Here is a 17,780-nt window from a genome sequence, read left to right on the forward strand (position 1 = left end):
GGAGCCTGCCATGACCGAGACGCGCGACCTCCCTCCCACCGCCCGGGCGGGCGCCGACGATCTCGTCGAGGCAGCCGGCCACCCGGTCGGCGGCGGCCTGATCAAACCGGGTTACGACCCTCGCCTGACCAACGAGGACCTGGCCCCGCTGGCCAAGCAAAGCTGGTCGTCCTACAACATTTTCGCGTTCTGGATGTCCGACGTGCACAGCGTCGGCGGCTACGTCACCGCGGGCAGTCTGTTCGCGCTGGGTCTGGCCAGTTGGCAGGTGCTCGTCGCCCTGCTGATCGGCATCGTGATCGTCAACGTGTTCTGCAACCTGGTGGCCAAACCCAGCCAGCAGACGGGGGTTCCCTACCCGGTCATCTGCCGCAGCGTGTTCGGTGTCCTGGGTGCCAATATCCCCGCGATCATCCGTGGACTGATCGCGGTTGCCTGGTACGGCATCCAGACCTACCTGGCCTCGGCCGCACTGGATGTGGTGCTGCTCAAGCTCTTTCCGGGTCTGGCGCCCTACGCGGACGTGAATCAGTACGGCTTCCTGGGTCTGCCGCTGCTGGGCTGGTGCAGCTTCATGCTGCTGTGGGTACTGCAGGCGTGCGTGTTCTGGCGGGGTATGGAGTCGATCCGCAGGTTCATCGACTTCTGCGGCCCCGCGGTCTACGTGGTGATGTTCATCCTCTGCGGCTACCTGATCCACAAGGCGGGCTGGGGCGCGATCGACCTGAACCTGGGTTCGGTGACCTACACCGGCCTGGAATCGATCCCGGTTATGCTGGGCGCCATTGCCCTTGTGGTGTCGTACTTCTCGGGCCCGATGCTGAACTTCGGCGACTTCTCCCGCTACGGAAAGTCGTTCGCCGCAGTCAAGAAGGGCAACTTCCTCGGCCTGCCGGTTAACTTCCTGGTGTTCTCGGTACTGGTGGTGGTCACGGCCTCGCTCACCGTTCCGGTCTTCGGTGAGCTGATCACCGACCCGGTGCAGACGGTAGCCCGTATCGACAGCACCTTCGCGATCGTGTTGGGCGCCTTGACGTTCACGATCGCGACCATCGGCATCAACATCGTCGCCAACTTCATCAGCCCGGCCTTCGACTTCTCCAACGTCAGCCCGCAGAAGATCAGCTGGCGCGCGGGCGGCATGATCGCCGCCGTCGGCTCGGTACTGATCACCCCGTGGAACCTATACAACAACCCGGAGGTCATCCACTACACGCTGGAGATCCTGGGCGCCTTCATCGGCCCGCTGTTCGGTGTCCTGATCGCCGACTTCTACCTGGTGCGCAAGCAGCACGTCGCCGTCGACGACCTGTTCACCATGAGCACCAGCGGCAGCTACTGGTACACCAAGGGCTACAACCCGGTCGCGGTCATCTCCACGGCGGTGGGTGCGGTGCTGGCGGTCGTCCCGGTGCTGCTCGCCGGCTCGGTCTACGGGATGCACACCGCGGCCCAGTACTCCTGGTTCATCGGCTGTGGTGTGGCGTTCGGCCTGTACTACCTGCTGGCCAAGCATTCCGCGATGAAGATGACCGTCGCACAGCCGTGACATTCCACTTCTGACATGTCGCGCTCTACGATGGTCGGGTGAGTCTTCGGTACGCGGCACTGGGACTGCTGGCCCAACAGCCCGGCAGCGGGTATGACCTGCTCAAACGCTTCGAGTATTCGATGGCCAACGTGTGGCCGGCCACGCAGAGCCAGCTCTACGGGGAACTGAACAAGCTCGCCGATGCCGGCTTGATCGAGGTCACCGACATCGGCCCGCGCGGCCGCAAGGAGTATCGGGTCACCGACGCCGGACGGGAAGACCTGCTGCGGTGGATGACCAACCCGCAGGACGACCCGCCGTATCGCAGCGCCGAATTACTGCGGGTGTTCCTCCTCGGCGAGATGCCGGCCGGGCAGGCCCGCAAGCACGTTGCAGCGGTGGCCGAGCAGGCCACCGCTGAGCGCAAACGCTATGAGCAGCTTCGGGATTCGGTCGACTGGGACGATTCCGACGCCGATTTCTACGGCCGGGCGGCGCTGGAGTACGGGCTGCGCGCACAGGCCATGGAAGCCGAGTGGGCGCGCTGGCTGGTCGAGGAGATCGACCGCCGCTCCTGACATTGATCGTTGCATCGCGATAGTTTCCGATATATCGTTGACGTATCGGAAGCGCACTCGGCGTTTCCCGTCGAGAAAGAGAGAGTGCAATGAGCACCCCATTCCCCCAGTTCAACGGCCCGCATGCGGGTCACCCCGGTCCCGGCGGCTTCGGGCCTGGTTTCGGTCCCGGCTTCGGCTTCGCCCCGCCCGGACCCGGCCGTCGGCATGGCCGCCGGCACTTCCGGGAGCACGTCCGCGAGCAGATGGCCGCCGGTGACGGTCCGGCCGGTTTCGGGCCGCGCGGTGGTTTCGGCCCCGGCTTCGGTCCGGGTTTCGGTCCCGGCTTCGGGTTCGGACCCGGCGGTGGTCGCGGTCGCGACGGACGCCGCGGACACGGGCGTGGTCGCGGTCGCGGCCGGCGCGGTGATGTCCGGATCGCGATCCTGGCTCTGCTCACCGAACGGCCGATGCACGGCTACGAGATGATCCAGGAGATCGCCGAGCGCACCAACGGTGTGTGGAAGCCCAGCCCCGGCTCGGTCTACCCCACCCTGCAGTTGCTCGTCGACGAGGGCGTCATCGTCGGCACCGAAACCGAGGGCAGCAAGAAGCTTTTCGAGCTGACCGAGGACGGCCGTGCCGCCGCCGAGAAGATCACCACCCCGCCGTGGGAGGAGATCGCCGAGGACACCGATCCCGGCGAGCTCAATCTGCGCGACGCAGTGGGCAAGCTGTTCGGCGCGGTCAAGCAGTCAGCCCACACCGCCAGCCCCGAGCAGCAACAGCGCATCGTCGACATCGTCAACACTGCGCGCCGCGAGATCTACCAGATCCTCGGCGAATCGGAGTAATGATTTCGGCGCGGTTGGCGTCGCTGAGCGACGCCAACCGCGCCGAAATCACGAGACGTCCACCCAATCCAGCGTGCGCTGCACCGCTTTACGCCAACCGGCGTAGCCGTCGGCCCGCTGCCCCTCAGTCCAGGCCGGCGACCACCGGCGGTCCTCCTGCCAATTCGCCCGCAGGTCATCAGGATCCGCCCAGAAGCCAGTCGCCAGGCCCGCCGCATATGCCGCGCCCAGCGCGGTGGTCTCGGCCACCACCGGTCGCACCACGTCCACTCCCAGCACGTCGGCCTGGATCTGCATGCACAACTCGTTGAGCGTCACCCCGCCGTCGACTTTGAGCACCTCCAGGTGCACACCGGAGTCCGCCTCCATCGCGTCGACCACATCGCGGCTCTGATAGCAGATCGCCTCCAGCGTCGCCCGCGCCACATGAGCATTCGAGTTGAACCGGGACAGGCCCACGATCGCACCGCGCGCATCGGAGCGCCAGTACGGCGCGAACAACCCGGAGAACGCCGGCACGAAGTACACCCCGCCGTTGTCGGGCACCTGCGCGGCCAGCGTCTCACTGTCGGCCGCGCCGCTGATGATGCCCAGCTGATCGCGCAGCCACTGCACGGCAGATCCGGTCACCGCGATCGAACCCTCAAGGGCATAAACAGGTTTCGCGTCTCCGAACTGATAGCACACCGTCGTCAGCAGACCATTGTTCGAGCGCACGATCTTCTCGCCGGTGTTGAGCAGCAGGAAATTGCCGGTGCCGTAGGTGTTCTTGGCCTCACCCGGCGCCAGACACACCTGGCCCACCATCGCGGCCTGCTGATCACCCAGGCTCGCCGTCACCGGCACCTCACCGCCGGTGGGCCCGGCCGGATGCGTCATGCCATAGGGGTCCGGCGAGGACGACGGCCGGATCTCGGGCAGCATCGCCCGCGGAATCCCGAAGAACGACAACAGTTCGTCGTCCCAGTCCAGGGTTTCCAGGTTCATCAGCATGGTCCGGCTGGCGTTGGTCACATCGGTGACGTGCACGCCCCCTGCCGCACCACCGGTGAGATTCCACAACACCCAGGTGTCCGGAGTACCGAACAGCGCGTCACCGCGCTCGGCGTCCGCACGCACCCCGTCGACGTTGTCCAGGATCCACTGCAGTTTGCCGCCGGAGAAGTACGTCGCCGGCGGCAGGCCTGCCTTGTGCCGGATCACGTCACCGCGGCCGTCACGATCCAGCGCGGTGGCGATGCGGTCGGTGCGGGTGTCCTGCCAGACGATCGCGTTGTAGTACGGCCGGCCGGTCTTGCGGTTCCACACCAGGGTGGTCTCGCGCTGGTTGGTGATACCGAGTGCCGCCAGGTCCCCCGCCCGCAGCTTGGTGGCGTTCAGCGCCGACTGCACGACCGTCTGCGTGCGCTCCCAGATCTCCACCGGGTTGTGTTCCACCCAGCCCGCCTGCGGCAGGATCTGCTCGTGCTCGAGCTGATGGCGCCCCACCTCCAGACCGTTGTGATCGAAGATCATGCAGCGGGTGCTGGTGGTGCCCTGGTCAATGGATGCGACGAAGTCGGCCAACAGTGCTCCTAGAAAAGGTGGCGGTGCATCGTCCATGATGGCCTACGTGGCAAAGCCAGTGGCCGACATCGCCGACATGCCCCGGGGCGGCCCGGATGCGTCCTGGTTGGACCGGATGCTGGAAACCGACCGTCCCGAATACCTGGACCGCGACGACGTCGACGACAAGGTTAAGCGCGGCGTGATCCGCGCGCTGGACGTGATGGGCTCGCTGTTCCGGGAGCACGAACACAACGCTGCACTGGTGCTCAAGAAGGTCGCCGACGTCCCCGACCCGAAGATCCTCGAACTGGGCGCCGGGCACGGTGCGCTATCGCGCATCCTGCTCGAACAACACCCGACCGTCGAGGTCACGGTGTCCGACATCAACCCCGAATCGGTGGCGGCGATGGCGGCCTCCGACCTCGGCGAGCACCCGCGCGCCACCATCCGCACCATCGACGCGACCGCGATCGACGCCCCCGACGACGCGTACGACCTGGCGGTCTTCGCGCTGTCGTTTCATCACCTGCCGCCGGACCTGGCGGCCCGCGTCTTCGCTGAGGGCACCCGGGTGGCCACCGAATTGGTGGTCATCGATCTCCCGCGGCTGCCCTCGCCACTGCACCTGGTGAAGCTCGCGACGTTCGCGCCATTCGCGCTGTGGTGGCCGTTCGCGCACGACGGGCTGATCAGCTCGCTGCGGGCCTACAGCCGCTCGGCACTGCAGGCTCTGGGTGACTACGCGGGGGTCGACGTCGAGGTCAGCAGCAGCCACTTCGACCGGCAGACAGTGGTGGTCCGCCGCCGGGGCTGATCTCGGCGATTTGCTTGCGCGCTCGGCACCGAACCGGTTGCATCGACCCCGTGGGCGAAGAGGTCAAGCACGCCAGCTATAACCGGGCGCACCGGCAGGAGTACCGGCGCAAGGTGCAGCTGTGCCTGGACGTGTTCGAAACCATGCTGGCTCAGTCCAGTTTCGACTTCGACCGGCCGCTGACCGGGATGGAGATCGAATGCAACCTGGTGGATGCCGGCTATCAGCCGGCGATGTCCAACCAGGAGGTGCTCGCCGCGATCGCCGACCCGGCTTATCAAACCGAATTGGGCGCCTACAACATCGAATTCAACGTTCCGCCTCGACGCCTGCCCGGCCGGACCGCGCTGGAACTGGAGGACGAGATCCGCGCCAGCCTCAACGCCGCGGAGTCGAAGGCCAACACCGACGGGGCGCACATCGTGATGATCGGCATCCTGCCGACCTTGATGCCGCAGCATCTGACCGGGCACTGGATGAGTCCGTCGATGCGCTATCAGGCCCTCAACGACTCGATCTTCACCGCCCGCGGCGAGGACATCCTGATCGATATCGCCGGCCCAGAACGGCTGAGCCTGCATGCGGAGTCCATCGCGCCCGAATCCGCCTGCACCAGTATGCAATTGCATCTTCAAGTTTCGCCGGCTGATTTCGCCAGCAACTGGAACGCCGCCCAGGTACTGGCCGGCCCGCAGTTGGCGCTGGGCGCGAACTCGCCGTACTTCTTCGGCCACCAACTCTGGGCGGAGACCCGCATTGAACTGTTCGCCCAGGCCACCGACACCCGGCCCGACGAGTTGAAGGCGCAGGGGGTGCGGCCGCGAGTGTGGTTCGGGGAGCGCTGGATCACCTCGATCTTCGACCTCTTCGAGGAGAACGTCCGCTACTTCCCGTCGCTGCTACCCGAGCTGTCCGAGGAGGATCCGGTGGCCGAACTGGCGGCCGGGCGCACCCCGCATCTGCCCGAACTGCGGCTGCACAACGGCACGGTGTATCGCTGGAACCGTCCGGTCTACGACGTCGTGGACGGCCGTCCACACCTGCGGGTGGAGAACCGGGTGCTGCCCGCCGGGCCCACCGTCGTCGACATGATGGCCAACTCGGCGTTCTACTACGGGGCCCTGCGCTACCTGTCCGAAGAGGACCGTCCATTGTGGACGAAAATGAGTTTCACTGCGGCACATGACAATTTCCTGGAGTCTGCCCGCAACGGTTTGGACGGCCGGCTGTACTGGCCGGGCTTGGGTGAGGTGACCGCCGACGAGTTGGTGCTACGCACCCTGCTGCCGATGGCCGACGAAGGTCTGCGCCGCTGGAAGGTGGCGGCCGAGGTGCGGGATCGCTACCTCGGGGTGATCGAGGGCCGGGCCAAGACCGGCCGCAACGGGTCGGCGTGGCAGGTCGCAACGGTACGGGCGTTGCAGGAGCAGGGGATGGCCCGGCCGCAGGCGCTGGCCGAGATGCTGCGGCGCTACTGCGAGCTGATGCACAGCAATGCGCCGGTGCACACCTGGGAGCAACCCGGCTGAGCCGGATGGCGGAGTAGCGTCGTTTCCATGGCTAACGAAGTGATGGATTGGGACAGCGCGTACCGGCAGGACGGAGCATTTCCGGGTCCCCCGCCGTGGAACATCGGTGAGCCGCAGCCCGAGTTGGCGGCACTGATCGCCGGCGGCAAGGTCACCGGCGAGGTGCTCGACGCCGGCTGCGGGCATGCCGAGCTGGCGTTGGCGCTGGCCGCGCAGGGTTACACCGTGGTCGGTATCGACGTCTCCCCGACCGCGATCGCCGCCGCCACCCGGGCCGCCGAGGAACGCGGACTGCCCAGCGCGACATTCGTCTGCGACGACATCACGGCGTTCACCGGTTTCGACGGCCGGTTCGACACGATCATCGACAGCACGCTGTTCCACTCGCTGCCCGTTGAGCTGCGCGACGGCTATCTGCAGTCGGTGCACCGGGCGGCCGCCCCGGGTGCGCACTACTACATCCTGGTGTTCGCCAAAGGGGCCTTCCCGCCCGACATCGAGACCAAGCCGAACGAGGTCGACGAGGACGAATTACGCAGCGCGGTGTCGAAGTACTTCGTGATCGACGAGGTCAGGCCGGCCAAGATCCATTCGCACAAGCCGGAATTCCCCGATATGCCCGCCGGCCCGCCGCCGTTCGACACCGACGAGAAGGGCCGGATGATGATGCCGGCCTATCTGCTCAGCGCGCACAAGGCGAGCTGACCTCCGCCAGGAACGGCTCGACCACGCCGAGGAACTGCTCCGGCTGCGACGAGAACGGCAGGTGCCCGGTATCGAACACCGCCAGCCGTGAGCCGGGGATCGCCCGCTGGGTGGCCCGGCCGAACCGAAGCGGGATCGCGGTGTCGCGGGCTCCCCACACGATCAGGGTCGGCGCACCGATCTGGTCGGCGCGCCCGCGCAGGCTGGCCTCCGGCGCGGCGAAACTGCGCCACAGCGCAGCGGCCAGGTCCACCCCCTCGGCGCTGCGCGCCCGCTGGCCGACCCGCTGCAGGACGGCCTGGTCGTGCTCACTGTGCGCCTGCAGGTAGCTGCGCACGAACCGCGGCAGCACCCGTTTGAGCACCGCGGGTGTGCCGAGCAGCCGGCAGTAGGCGTTGGTCAGCGGGCTGCCGAGGAATCCGCCGGTGTCCACCAGGACCAGACCGGCCACCCGTTGCGGTGCGCTCAGCGCGAGGTGTGCCGCGGCGAAGCCGCCGACCGAGTTACCGACGTACACCGCGGGTGGCAGGTCGAGGGCTGCGATGACATCGTCGAGAACGTCGGCATACACCGCGGCACCGGGATCGAAAGGTGCTCGGGGGAAAGGTGATTCACCATGGCCGGGCCAGTCCACCCGGATCACCCGATAGTGCCGGGCCAGTGCGGGCGTGACGGCATCGAAGTCACGCCGATCGTGCAGGGCGGCGTGCAGGGCCACCACCACCGGCCCGTCTCCGTCGACCGAATAGGCGACCGGACCAACCCGGGTTTCGACTACTGGCATGATCGCCCCTTTCATTGACCGACCGGTCGGTCAATGACGATGCTATCCTCGAGAGCGTGCCGACACAACCACTCACCGGACGCCAGGCCGCCGCCGCCGAAACCCGCGCCAAGCTGATCGACGCCGGGTTACGGCTGGCCGAGCGGACCGGACTGACCGGGCTGAGCGCCAACCTCGTGGTCGAGGAAGCCGGTGTGTCCAAGGGCAGCTTCTTCCACCACTTCGGCGATCGGGCGAGCTATCTACTCGCACTCCATCGCGAGTTCCACGACCGCGTCGCCGAGCAGATCGCCGAGGTGTCGACCGCCCTGCCACCCGGGCGGGAACGGCTGCTGGCCGGCAGCGCAACCTATCTCGACTACTGCCTGGAGCAACGTGGGATTCGGGCGCTTCTCCTGGAAGCCCGTGCGGAACCCGCTGTGGCGCAGGAGATCAGCCACCGCAATGCCACGTTCGCGACGGTCTGCTCAGAAGACTTCCAGGCCCTCGGGCGCCGCCAGCCCCTGCATAGTGCGCACCTGTGGGTGGCGATGACGGCCGAGGCGGCTCTGCTCGAACTGCAGGACCGCTCGCAGTCCGCCGCCGTACGCGAAGCGCTGGCGGAGTTCCTGGGCTGAGGGTGTCAGACCAGCGCGGCCAACGCGGCGGCCAGTACCTCGATGTCGGTCAGGGTGTTGTCGACGTGCGGTGACACCCGCAGCACCGGCGTCTGCATCTCCATGGGAGCCCGCTCCACCCCGGCGGCAGTGGTGACGATGCCGTGCTCGGCGATCAGCCGGGCCCGCACCGTCGCCGGGTCGGCGCCGTCGGTCGGGGTCAGCGTGGTGATGGCGCTGGGCTCGTCCTCGGGTTCCACCACGCGCCAGCCGGGGACCTCGGCCAGCACACCCCGGGCGGCCCGGGTGAGCCCGATCAGGTGCTCGCGTACCGAGTCCGGACCGGCCGCCAGGTACTCCCCCACGGCCACCGAAAAACCCACTCGGGCAGCTACATTGGCTTCACCCAGCTCCAGGCACTGCAACGCTGACAGCTCACCGGCCCACTGCGGCGAGCGCAGCAGGTCGGCTAGGGCTGGGCGGACGGCCAGCACCCCGACCCCGCGGGGACCGGCCATCCATTTGCGGGAGGAGGAGTAGACGGCATCGGCGTCCACCACGCAGTCGATCTGCCCGAGCGCCTGCGCGGCGTCGACCACCAGTGGGAGTCCGAGGTCGCGGCAGAGCGTGGCCAGCTGCGGCACCGGCTGCACCACGCCGCGGTGGCTGCCGACAGCCGTCAGGTGCACCAGTGCCGGCGGCGCGGCCTTCAGCGCTGCTGCGGCGGCATCGGGATCCAGTCGGCCCAGGCCGTCGACCGGGAGCGGCGAGGTGGTGAACCCGTGTGCGGCGAACTGCGCGAGGTTGGGCCCGTACTCCCCGGGCAGGCAGGCCACCGTCCTGGCCAGTGGCCAGGCCCCGAGCAGCAGGTCGAGCGCGTTACCCGAGCCGGTGGTGAAAACCACGTCGCCCGAGGACATTCCGGTCAGTGCGGCGACCCCGGCCCGGCCGGCATCGAGCGCCGGGGTGGCCGCCTCGGCCGCGACATAGCCACCGACCTCGCTCTCGTGGCGGGCGTGTGCGGTGCCAGCCTCGATGGCGGCCAGGCTCTGACGGGAACAGGCGGCGCTGTCCAGGTGCACCCCGGCCGCCGGCAGCCGGGCGGCGCGCCAGCGTTGTGGGAGGTCGCTCACTTCACGGCCAGCGAGAGGCCGAAGTCCCCCGCCGGATCGGTCCACCAGTGGGTGCGGCGCAGCCCGGCATCGGCCAGTTCGCGCGCGACGGCGTCCGGCCGGAACTTGCAGGAGACCTCGGTCAGCATCTGTTCACCTTCGCCGAAGTCGACGCTGAGGTCCAGTGCCCCGATGTGGACGTGTTGCGGCGTGTCGGCACGCAGCCACATCTCGATACGTTCCTCGTCCGCGTTCCACCGGGCGACGTGGGTGAACTGTTCGACGGCGAAGTCGGCATCGAGTTCGCGATTCACCACGGCCAGCACGTTGCGGTTGAACTGCGCCGTTACACCCGCGCTGTCGTCGTAGGCGCGGACCAACCGCTCGGCGTCCTTGACCAGATCAGTGCCGAGCAGCAGGGAATCACCTGGCTCCAGCACGTCGGCCAGCGAAGACAGGAACTCCGCGCGCGGCCCGGGGGTCAGGTTGCCGATGGTCGAGCCGAGGAAGACGAACAGCCGCCGCCCGCCGCCCGGGATCTTGGCCAGGTGTTCCTCGAAGTCGCCACACACCGCGTCGATCTCGAGACCCGGGAACTCCGATTGCAGTGCCGCACCGGCAGATTCCAGAACACCGGCGTCGACGTCGAAGGGGATGAAGCGGCGCAGCGATCCGTGCTCGCGCAGGGCGGCCAGCAGCATCCTGGTCTTCTCCGAGGTGCCGCTGCCGAGTTCGACCAGGGTGTCCGCGCCGCTGGCGGCGGAGATGGCAGCCGACTCGGCGCGCAGGATCTGGGATTCGGCGCGGGTGGGGTAGTACTCCGGCAAGCGGGTGATCTGATCGAACAGATCGCTGCCCACCGCATCGTAAAACCACTTGGGCGGCAGGGATTTCGGGCTCTGCTGCAATCCGGTGCGGACGTCGCTGCGCAGAGCCTGCGCTGCGGCGTCGGCGGCCAGGAAGTTCGACAGCGTGAAGGTCACGACGATCCTCTCAGCGGGGTCAGGGTCACGCGACGTTCACTGACCTCGACCAGGTGGCGGTCAGGGATGTCCCGCCAGCCCGGGTGGTCGTCATAGGGCTCACTGGCCAGTACCACGCCGTCGTCGCGTTCGAGCACCGACAGAGTGTCGCCCCACGTGGTGGCCAGCAGCCGGGAACCGTTGGCCGCCACGATGTTCAGCCGCGCATTCGGATCGGCGGCGGCCACCTCGACGACGGTGTCGCCGAGGCTGTCGAGGCCGCGCTCGAAGATCAACGCGGCCAGGATCGCGCTGTCGACGGTGGACTCAGCAGCCGACGTGAGTGGAAGTACTGCTCGATCGACAATCCCGTTGTGCGACAACAACCATCGGCCGTCAGTGAACGGGGCTGACGCGCTGGGTTCGATCGGCATGCCGATCGTGGCCGAACGGACGGCGGCCACCACGCAGCCACTGTGCAGCGCAGGAGCCACCGAGGCGAAGGACGCATCCCCCCACAGCGGGGCGGCACTGCGCCACCGTCGTACCTGCCCGCCGTGCCCGATCCCCGAGTCGCTTCGCTCCTGCCCGCCGTGCCCGATCCCCGAGTCGCTTCGCTCCTGCCCGCCGGCGTCGACAAAGCCCACACCCCACCCGTCGGCGTTGAGCAGACCGTGCTTCTGCCGGCGCGGAGCATAGGACTGCACCAGCAGGCCCGACGGTGGGTCGAGCACCAGCGAGGCCACCGACACCGGTTCGCCCAGCCACCCCAGATGACGGCACATCAGACGTCCCACGCCAATCGGACACCGGAGAAGATCTGCCGCCGGATGGGGTGATCCCAGTTGCGGAAGCTGGGCCGCAGGATGTCGGCGGCCACCGCCCACGATCCACCCCGCAGCACCTTGTAGTCGCCGTCGAAGAACGGCTCGGAATAACGCTGGTAGATCATCGGCGTGAAACCCGGCCACGGCCGCAGCGGCGAGGTGGTCCACTCCCAGACCTCGCCGAGCATCTGCTCGGCACCGTAGGCCGAGGCGCCCTGCGGGTAGGCGCCGACCGGGGCGGGGCGGAGCGCATCACCGCCGAGGTTGGCCAGCCGCGCGGTGGGTGCCTCGGCTCCCCACGGGTAGCGGCGCCGGGTTCCGGTGTCGGGGTCCCAGGCACACGCCTTTTCCCACTCGATCTCGGTGGGCAGGCGGGCACCGGCCCACGCCGCGTAGGCCTCGGCTTCGAAAAACGTGACGTGCTGGACGGGTTCGTCGTCGGGAATCTGCTCGACGTGACCGAAGCGGCTGCGGCTGCCGTCGGCGTTCCAGAACTGCGGCGCGCTCAGCCCAGCCTGGACCCGATGCTCCCACCCGCGCGTCGACCACCACCGCGGCTGGGCGTAACCGCCGTCGTCGATGAACTGCCGCCACTCGCCGTTGGTGACGGGCACCCGGCCGATGCGGAAGGACGGCACGTCGACCACATGGGCGGGTCGCTCGTTGTCCAACGAGAGCGGTTCGTCCTCGGCGTCGACACCGAGGACGAACGGCCCGCCGGGAACCAGGACCGAGGTGCCGGCCACCCCGGGGCGGCCCGCGGGCAGCGCGGTCCGCGGCCCGAGGATCGGGGCGCCGGTGCGCAGGTTGAGCGCCTGCAGCATGGTCTCGTCGTGCTGGTTCTCGTGGCTGATCACCAGCCCGAAGCGGAACCCGACCTCCTCGTCGTGCTCCGGTGCCGCGTCGAGGACGTCGAGGGCGGCGGCGCGCACCGTCGCGCAGTAGGCCCGGGACTGGGCCGGGGACAGCAACGGCAGGTCGACCCGGCTGGCCCGGCTGTGCACGAACGCGTCGTAGAGACCCTCGACGGTGGCGGGCAACATCCCGGGACGATCCGGGTTGCCGTCCCGCAGCAGCCAGAGTTCCTCCTGCTGGCCGATATGGGCGAGGTCCCACACCAGCGGACTCATCAGGGGGTTGTACTGGCGGTGCAGTTCGGCGTCGTCGAAGTCGGTGAGGGCCAGCGTGCGCTGCCGGGCCCGGTCGAGGTCGCGGGCCAGCACTTCGCGGGAGATCACTCCTGCTCCCTGGCCAGCCGTCGCACGGCGGGCACGATCCCGCTGCGGATCACCCGGTCGGCGATGTCATCGGCGGGGCTGCGGCCGGCTTCCACGTTGTGCACCAACCGCGCCATGGACTCCGATAATTCCGCGGGCGCCCGATCGGCGACGGCGGCCACGCACCGGTTGGCTGCGGTGTAGAGCCGCTTGTCGGTCAGGCCCACCCGGGCGGCCAGGTCCCACGCCGTCGCCACCGGTTCGACGGCCTCGGCGGCCAGGTCGGCTGCCTGCGGATCGTCGAGCAGGGTGGTCAGCAGGAACACCAGGGCCGGCCACAGCGCGTCGGGAACGCTATCGAGATAGCGGATCTCCAGCCAGCCGCGCGGGCGGACCGGCGGGAACAGGGTGGTCAGGTGATAGTCCAGATCGGCGGTGGTGGGCCGCCTGCCGTCGAGGTCGACCAGACCGTCGGCCCAGTCCGCGAACGGCACGTGGGTGGTCAGCGGCACCGCCTGCGGGGTGTTCACCAACATGACCGGCGCCTTCAGCGCGTAGCGCGCCCAATCGGTGCACGGGTCGTCCCCGCTGGCGCCCAGGATCGGGCCGCACCGCGCGGAGTCCAGCTGCCCCCACACCCGCTGCCTGCTGGACTGCCAGCCGGTGAACTTGCCCGCCAGCAGCGGAGAGTTTGCAGAGATCGCGACCATCGTGGGGCCCAATGCGTGGGCCAGGCGCACCCGATCGGCCCAGCCCTCCCGAGGACCGGCGTCGAGGTTGATCTGCATGGAGGCCGTCGACGTCATCATCGCCGCGCCCGCCCCGGCAGTGCGCGTGGCGATGAAGAACCGCTCCATCGCCTGATACCGGTCGCCGGGGTTGATCCGCTGGGCCTTGCGCAGTGGGTCGGCGCCGAGGAGCACCAGTCCGAGACCGGCCTGCTCGAACACCGACCGGAGGGCGTCGCGGTCGCGGGCCAGCGCCGCGATCGCCGGCGCCGGACCGTCCAGCGGCGGGCCGGACAACTCGATGGCCCCGCCCGGCTCGACCGTGATCGCACTGCCGCCCGGCAGCGGCGGCACCGTGGCGATGACGTCCCGCAGTTCGGCCCAGCCCGGGCGGCGATGGGGATCATCCAGGTCGAAGCAGTGCGCTTCGAGTTCCAGGCCGACTCGGCCCACCGGGCTGTCGAACAGCGATGCCCCCGCGATGTGCAGAGCCGCCGAGGTCGAGTCCGTCAGCACGTGCTCGCCAGCCTCCGGCCCGCAGCGCGGTCGGCCCGGTTGGGACGTGACGGCGAACGTCATGAGATCCATCTTCCAGCCCGCACCGACAAAACTCCCCGCTGATCGAGCGACACGTTTGTGACGTGTACCCAAAGTGGCGGATCGTTACCGCTACTGACCCAGGGTGTTCTGCATCGCACCGGCCAGCACGTTCACCGCGGGGCCGCCGTTACCGGACTGGCAGACCTTGGCCTGTAGCAGGACGTTCTCCCGGAGTCGGGTCTGGGTGAAGCAGCGCCGGTCATTCTCGGCTTCCTGTTTGACCCACACCGCGTCGGTGGCGCTGGGCGCCGCCCCGTTGAACGTCCACACCTCGGTGGTGCCGTCCTCGAGGTGCATGGCCGTGGTCTGACCCGAGCAGCCCACCGTGCGGTCGACCACTCGGTGGTAGGCGCGGGCGGCCGCGTCGGTGGTGGCGAACACCCCGATCGCCTGCTTGACCAGGTGGCCCTGATCGGTGGCCGACGTCTGCGTCACGGCTCCGTTGAAGGAGGCGAGGTCGGGGTCGTAGAACACCTCGGGCAGGCCGATGTCGGCCCAGTTATTGCAGACCGGCAGATCCACCCAGTACGCCTGGAACGGGTCGGTGAACACCGACTCCCAGGTCATCGGGGCGCCGACGATGTTGCCCACCGAACCCTTGCCGAGGACGGCGTAGGACACCACACCCGGATCCGATGGACGCGCAGCCGCCGGTATCGCCAGGACCAGACCGGCCAGCGCGGCCGCCGCGGCGGCGCAGCCGCTGACCTTCACACGCATGTGATCGATCATGCCAGCCGACGGCGCGCGTTACCCCTCCAGGTTTGCCCGCACACCCTCTTCGACGGCCTTGCCGAGGTCGGGGTCGACGTTGCGCCAGTATTCGAACACCCGCGAGAGCACCGGCTCTTTCACACCCTTGGAGACATGGCCGATGATGTTGTGCGCCAGCCGTTCCCGGGCCTCGTCGTCGAGGACCTCCCGCACCAGCGTGCCGGCCTGGCCCCAGTCGTCGTCATCCTCGCGCAGGGCGTAGGCGGTGCGCACCATGTCGCCGTCGGACACCCAGTGCACTTCGGCGGCGCGCGCCGGATCAGCCTGCGGCCCGCCCATCGAATTCGGCGCATACACCGGGTCGGTGACATTGCGGATGCGCATCGCCCCGTCCTTGGAGTAACTGTGCACCTCCACCTTCGGGGTGTTGACGGGAATCTGCTTGTAGTTCACGCCAAGTCGGTGCCGGTGCGCATCGCTGTAGGAGAACCCGCGGGCCAACAGCATCTTGTCGGGGCTGAGCCCGGTGCCCGGCACGATGTTGTTCGGCTCGAAGGCGGCCTGCTCGATCTCCGCGTGGTAGTCGGTGACGTTGCGGTTCAACGTCATCCGGCCGACCTCGTGGAGCGGGTAGTCGCTGTGCGGCCACACCTTGGTCAGATCGAACGGGTTGAACCGGTAGGTCTTCGCGTCCTCGAACGGCATGATCTGGACGTGCAGGGTCCAGCTCGGGAAGTCCCCGCCGTCGATCGAGTCGAACAGGTCGCGCTGATGGGCGTCACCGTCAGTGCCGGCCATCTCGTCACCTTCCTCCTGGGTGAGGAACGCGATGCCCTGGTCGCTCTTGAAGTGGTACTTCACCCAGAACAGCTCACCGGCAGCATTCAGCCAGCTGTAGGTGTGGCTGGAGTAGCCGTTCATATGCCGCCACGTCTTCGGGATACCGCGGTCCCCCATCAGCCAGGTGACCTGGTGCGCGGACTCCGGTGACAGCGTCCAGAAGTCCCACTGCATGTGGTGGTCGCGAAGGTTGCTCGACTGCAGGCGTTTCTGCGAGCGGATGAAGTTCTGGAACTTCATAGGATCGCGGATGAAGAACACCGGGGTGTTGTTGCCGACCATGTCGAAGTTGCCTTCGGAGGTGTAGAACTTCAGCGCGAATCCGCGCGGGTCACGCCAGGTATCTGGGCTGCCCCGCTCACCGGCGACCGTGGAGAACCGGGCCACCATATCGGTCGTGATGCCGGGCTGCAGGAACGCGGCCCGGGTGAAGGCGCTGACGTCGTGGGTCACCTCGAACGTGCCGAAGGCGCCGCCACCTTTGGCGTGCGGCTGACGCTCCGGGATGCGTTCCCGGTTGAAGTTGGCCATCTGCTCGATCAGATAGTGATCCTGCAGCAGGATCGGTCCGTCCGGGCCGACGGTCAGGGAATGCTCCAAGCTGGGAGCCGGGGCGCCGGCATCGGTGGTCGCATACTTCTCGGTCATCACCGGGGTGTACCCACTTCGGCCGGCCCCCAGACAACGACGAGAGCCCAGCGCGGGGGCACTGGGCTCTCGTCGGTATCAGGTCAGGGGCGAGGTGTCGGCGTCGCGGTAGCACCGGGCCCACCGCTGCCCGGCATCATCGGACCGAATCCCGGTCCCTGGCCGGGGCCACCGGGTCCGAAGCCGCCAGGGCCACCGGGTCCGAAGGCACCAGGGCCACCGGGTCCACCCGGGCCGAAACCGCCAGGACCGCCCGGCATCATCGGCATCATCGGACGGTCACCGCGGTCCCGCATCTCGGAGTAGTGGTGGCGCCAGCCGCCGTCGTTGCCGCTGTGGCGGCCGAGCGCGAAGCCGGTGAAGAACACCGCGCCGACGATGAAGATGACGCCCGCGACAATGGCCACCCAGGCGGCCACCTGATAAAGCCGGTTGGGGCGCTCGGGCACCGGCGCCACGTAGGCGGGCGGCGGAGGCGGGGGGGGCAGGGGGGGGACGGGTCCGGGGGCGGCGGAGGCGGCGGGGGCAGGGTGGCGACGGGTCCGGTAACGGGTTCCTCGACCCGCTCTGGTGTATCGGTCATACCTCGATCATCCGAGCCACCTGCCTAGCGTGCCTTAGGAAGGGGCTTTGAAAAGGATGTGAATGCAGATCACGCTTCGCACTGCCGTTTTCGCACGCAATCGTCGCCGACGCGCTATGAAGCAAAGATGAGCAAGCTGCTGAACTCGTTGACCGAGTCCGAGTTTCTGTTGATCCGCGAAACGGAACCAGCCGCGCTGGCCGACCTCGACGAGGACGCCCTGCTGGAGCTGCACCGGCGGATTCGTCGCGCCCGCAACAAATATGTCGGGCTGTACCGTCGCACCGGCGCAGCCAAGGTGTCGGCAAAGGGTGCCCGCGGCTCGGCGCGCTCGGCGAACGAACGCAACGGCGCCAAGGCCGAGATCTTCGAAGGCGCGCTCGGCCGGGTGAGCAAGCAGCTGGGCATCGCCGCCCAGCGCAGCGCCCGCGAGCTCAAGGCCGAACGACTGGCCCGGGCCCGGCAGGACAGCACCGCCCCGAAGCCGCCGGCCAAGGGCAAGGGCAAGGTCGCGACGCTGGGCCGCGCCCGGGTGGACCAGACGCGAAAGTCGCCGGGCCGCAAGAAGCGCGAGGCGGGTTCGATCGCGACCGGCGCCCGACGGCAGGCCAAGCGCGACAGCCGCTGAACC

At 68.3% G+C, this 17,780-nt stretch carries 18 protein-coding genes; 8 read left to right on the top strand and 10 right to left on the bottom strand.

What is annotated here, in order from left to right:
- Positions 1-10: 10 nt before the first annotated feature.
- The 3 genes from BN3385_RS00255 to BN3385_RS00265 all read left to right on the top strand — a co-directional run bounded on the left by BN3385_RS00255 (position 11) and on the right by BN3385_RS00265 (position 2,942).
- Positions 11-1,549: an NCS1 family nucleobase:cation symporter-1 gene (locus tag BN3385_RS00255; protein ID WP_059013991.1), complete on the top strand. Its 1,539-nt coding sequence runs from the start codon at positions 11-13 to the stop codon at positions 1,547-1,549.
- Positions 1,550-1,587: 38 nt separating this feature from the next.
- A complete protein-coding gene (locus tag BN3385_RS00260; RefSeq protein ID WP_059013993.1) occupies positions 1,588-2,109 on the top strand; it encodes a PadR family transcriptional regulator in 522 nt (173 codons plus the stop codon).
- An 89-nt stretch (positions 2,110-2,198) separates the two neighbouring features.
- Positions 2,199-2,942, top strand: coding sequence for a PadR family transcriptional regulator (locus tag BN3385_RS00265; RefSeq protein ID WP_059013995.1), 744 nt, complete (start codon positions 2,199-2,201; stop codon positions 2,940-2,942).
- A gap of 48 nt (positions 2,943-2,990) precedes the next feature.
- Here the strand turns inward: BN3385_RS00265 and glpK are convergent, their stop codons facing one another.
- A complete protein-coding gene (gene glpK, locus BN3385_RS00270; protein ID WP_197415099.1) occupies positions 2,991-4,544 on the bottom strand; it encodes a glycerol kinase GlpK in 1,554 nt (517 codons plus the stop codon).
- Between the two features lies 1 nt (position 4,545).
- On the opposite strand from glpK, the gene BN3385_RS00275 reads away from it, so the two are divergent.
- The 3 genes from BN3385_RS00275 to BN3385_RS00285 are packed head-to-tail and all read left to right on the top strand — an operon-like array spanning position 4,546 to position 7,538.
- Positions 4,546-5,304, top strand: coding sequence for a class I SAM-dependent methyltransferase (locus BN3385_RS00275; protein ID WP_059016242.1), 759 nt, complete (start codon positions 4,546-4,548; stop codon positions 5,302-5,304).
- 50 nt (positions 5,305-5,354) lie between these two features.
- Positions 5,355-6,833, top strand: a complete 1,479-nt coding sequence (locus tag BN3385_RS00280) for a glutamate-cysteine ligase family protein (protein ID WP_059013999.1) — start codon at positions 5,355-5,357, stop codon at positions 6,831-6,833.
- A gap of 27 nt (positions 6,834-6,860) precedes the next feature.
- Positions 6,861-7,538: a class I SAM-dependent methyltransferase gene (locus tag BN3385_RS00285; protein ID WP_059014001.1), complete on the top strand. Its 678-nt coding sequence runs from the start codon at positions 6,861-6,863 to the stop codon at positions 7,536-7,538.
- On the opposite strand, the gene BN3385_RS00290 is transcribed toward BN3385_RS00285, so the two are convergent.
- Positions 7,516-8,322: an alpha/beta fold hydrolase gene (locus tag BN3385_RS00290; RefSeq protein ID WP_059016243.1), complete on the bottom strand. Its 807-nt coding sequence runs from the start codon at positions 8,320-8,322 to the stop codon at positions 7,516-7,518. The genes BN3385_RS00285 and BN3385_RS00290 overlap by 23 nt on opposite strands.
- Positions 8,323-8,378: 56 nt before the next feature.
- Between BN3385_RS00290 and BN3385_RS00295 the strand changes: the two genes are divergently transcribed.
- Positions 8,379-8,939: a TetR/AcrR family transcriptional regulator gene (locus BN3385_RS00295; RefSeq protein ID WP_059016244.1), complete on the top strand. Its 561-nt coding sequence runs from the start codon at positions 8,379-8,381 to the stop codon at positions 8,937-8,939.
- 5 nt (positions 8,940-8,944) lie between these two features.
- On the opposite strand, the gene egtE is transcribed toward BN3385_RS00295, so the two are convergent.
- The 8 genes from egtE to BN3385_RS00335 form a co-directional block, all read right to left on the bottom strand.
- Entirely contained in the window at positions 8,945-10,051 is a 1,107-nt protein-coding gene (gene egtE / locus BN3385_RS00300) for an ergothioneine biosynthesis PLP-dependent enzyme EgtE (RefSeq protein ID WP_059014003.1), read from the bottom strand.
- Positions 10,048-11,013 carry an L-histidine N(alpha)-methyltransferase gene (gene egtD, locus BN3385_RS00305; protein WP_059014005.1) on the bottom strand — a complete coding sequence of 322 codons (966 nt, stop codon included), beginning with the start codon at positions 11,011-11,013 and terminating at the stop codon, positions 10,048-10,050. Before egtD ends, egtE begins: the two co-directional genes overlap by 4 nt.
- On the bottom strand, positions 11,010-11,777 hold the full coding sequence (locus tag BN3385_RS00310) for an ergothioneine biosynthesis protein EgtC (RefSeq protein ID WP_059014007.1): 768 nt from the start codon (positions 11,775-11,777) through the stop codon (positions 11,010-11,012). The genes egtD and BN3385_RS00310 overlap by 4 nt, the downstream gene beginning before the upstream one ends.
- The gene (egtB, locus tag BN3385_RS00315; RefSeq protein ID WP_059014009.1) at positions 11,777-13,057 is read right to left on the bottom strand and encodes an ergothioneine biosynthesis protein EgtB; all 1,281 of its coding nucleotides are present in this window, start codon (positions 13,055-13,057) and stop codon (positions 11,777-11,779) included. Before egtB ends, BN3385_RS00310 begins: the two co-directional genes overlap by 1 nt.
- Positions 13,054-14,343: an ergothioneine biosynthesis glutamate--cysteine ligase EgtA gene (egtA, locus tag BN3385_RS00320; RefSeq protein WP_082690350.1), complete on the bottom strand. Its 1,290-nt coding sequence runs from the start codon at positions 14,341-14,343 to the stop codon at positions 13,054-13,056. Before egtA ends, egtB begins: the two co-directional genes overlap by 4 nt.
- Before the next feature lie 90 nt (positions 14,344-14,433).
- On the bottom strand, positions 14,434-15,084 hold the full coding sequence (locus tag BN3385_RS00325; RefSeq protein WP_059016246.1) for a sensor domain-containing protein: 651 nt from the start codon (positions 15,082-15,084) through the stop codon (positions 14,434-14,436).
- 30 nt (positions 15,085-15,114) lie between these two features.
- Positions 15,115-16,566, bottom strand: a complete 1,452-nt coding sequence (locus tag BN3385_RS00330) for a catalase (protein ID WP_059014012.1) — start codon at positions 16,564-16,566, stop codon at positions 15,115-15,117.
- A gap of 83 nt (positions 16,567-16,649) precedes the next feature.
- A complete protein-coding gene (locus BN3385_RS00335) occupies positions 16,650-17,015 on the bottom strand; it encodes a hypothetical protein (protein WP_156432466.1) in 366 nt (121 codons plus the stop codon).
- A gap of 261 nt (positions 17,016-17,276) precedes the next feature.
- On the opposite strand from BN3385_RS00335, the gene BN3385_RS00340 reads away from it, so the two are divergent.
- Positions 17,277-17,777 (top strand): hypothetical protein, encoded by a 501-nt coding sequence (locus BN3385_RS00340; protein ID WP_059014014.1) that lies wholly within the window; start codon positions 17,277-17,279, stop codon positions 17,775-17,777.
- The last annotated feature ends 3 nt before the right edge of the window (positions 17,778-17,780 follow it).

The sequence above is a fragment of the Mycobacterium sp. M26 genome, assembly GCF_001494595.1.
GTDB lineage: Bacteria > Actinomycetota > Actinomycetes > Mycobacteriales > Mycobacteriaceae > Mycobacterium.

Coding starts and splice junctions, on each gene's coding strand:
- BN3385_RS00310 (WP_059014007.1), bottom strand. CDS start 11,777: ATGTGCCGTCATCTGGGGTGGCTGGGCGAACCGGTGTCGGTGGCCTCG.
- egtA (WP_082690350.1), bottom strand. CDS start 14,343: ATGACGTTCGCCGTCACGTCCCAACCGGGCCGACCGCGCTGCGGGCCG.
- BN3385_RS00330 (WP_059014012.1), bottom strand. CDS start 16,566: ATGACCGAGAAGTATGCGACCACCGATGCCGGCGCCCCGGCTCCCAGC.
- BN3385_RS00340 (WP_059014014.1), top strand. CDS start 17,277: ATGAGCAAGCTGCTGAACTCGTTGACCGAGTCCGAGTTTCTGTTGATC.
- BN3385_RS00275 (WP_059016242.1), top strand. CDS start 4,546: ATGGCCTACGTGGCAAAGCCAGTGGCCGACATCGCCGACATGCCCCGG.
- BN3385_RS00265 (WP_059013995.1), top strand. CDS start 2,199: ATGAGCACCCCATTCCCCCAGTTCAACGGCCCGCATGCGGGTCACCCC.
- BN3385_RS00255 (WP_059013991.1), top strand. CDS start 11: ATGACCGAGACGCGCGACCTCCCTCCCACCGCCCGGGCGGGCGCCGAC.
- BN3385_RS00285 (WP_059014001.1), top strand. CDS start 6,861: ATGGCTAACGAAGTGATGGATTGGGACAGCGCGTACCGGCAGGACGGA.
- glpK (WP_197415099.1), bottom strand. CDS start 4,544: ATGGACGATGCACCGCCACCTTTTCTAGGAGCACTGTTGGCCGACTTC.
- BN3385_RS00290 (WP_059016243.1), bottom strand. CDS start 8,322: ATGCCAGTAGTCGAAACCCGGGTTGGTCCGGTCGCCTATTCGGTCGAC.
- BN3385_RS00325 (WP_059016246.1), bottom strand. CDS start 15,084: ATGCGTGTGAAGGTCAGCGGCTGCGCCGCCGCGGCGGCCGCGCTGGCC.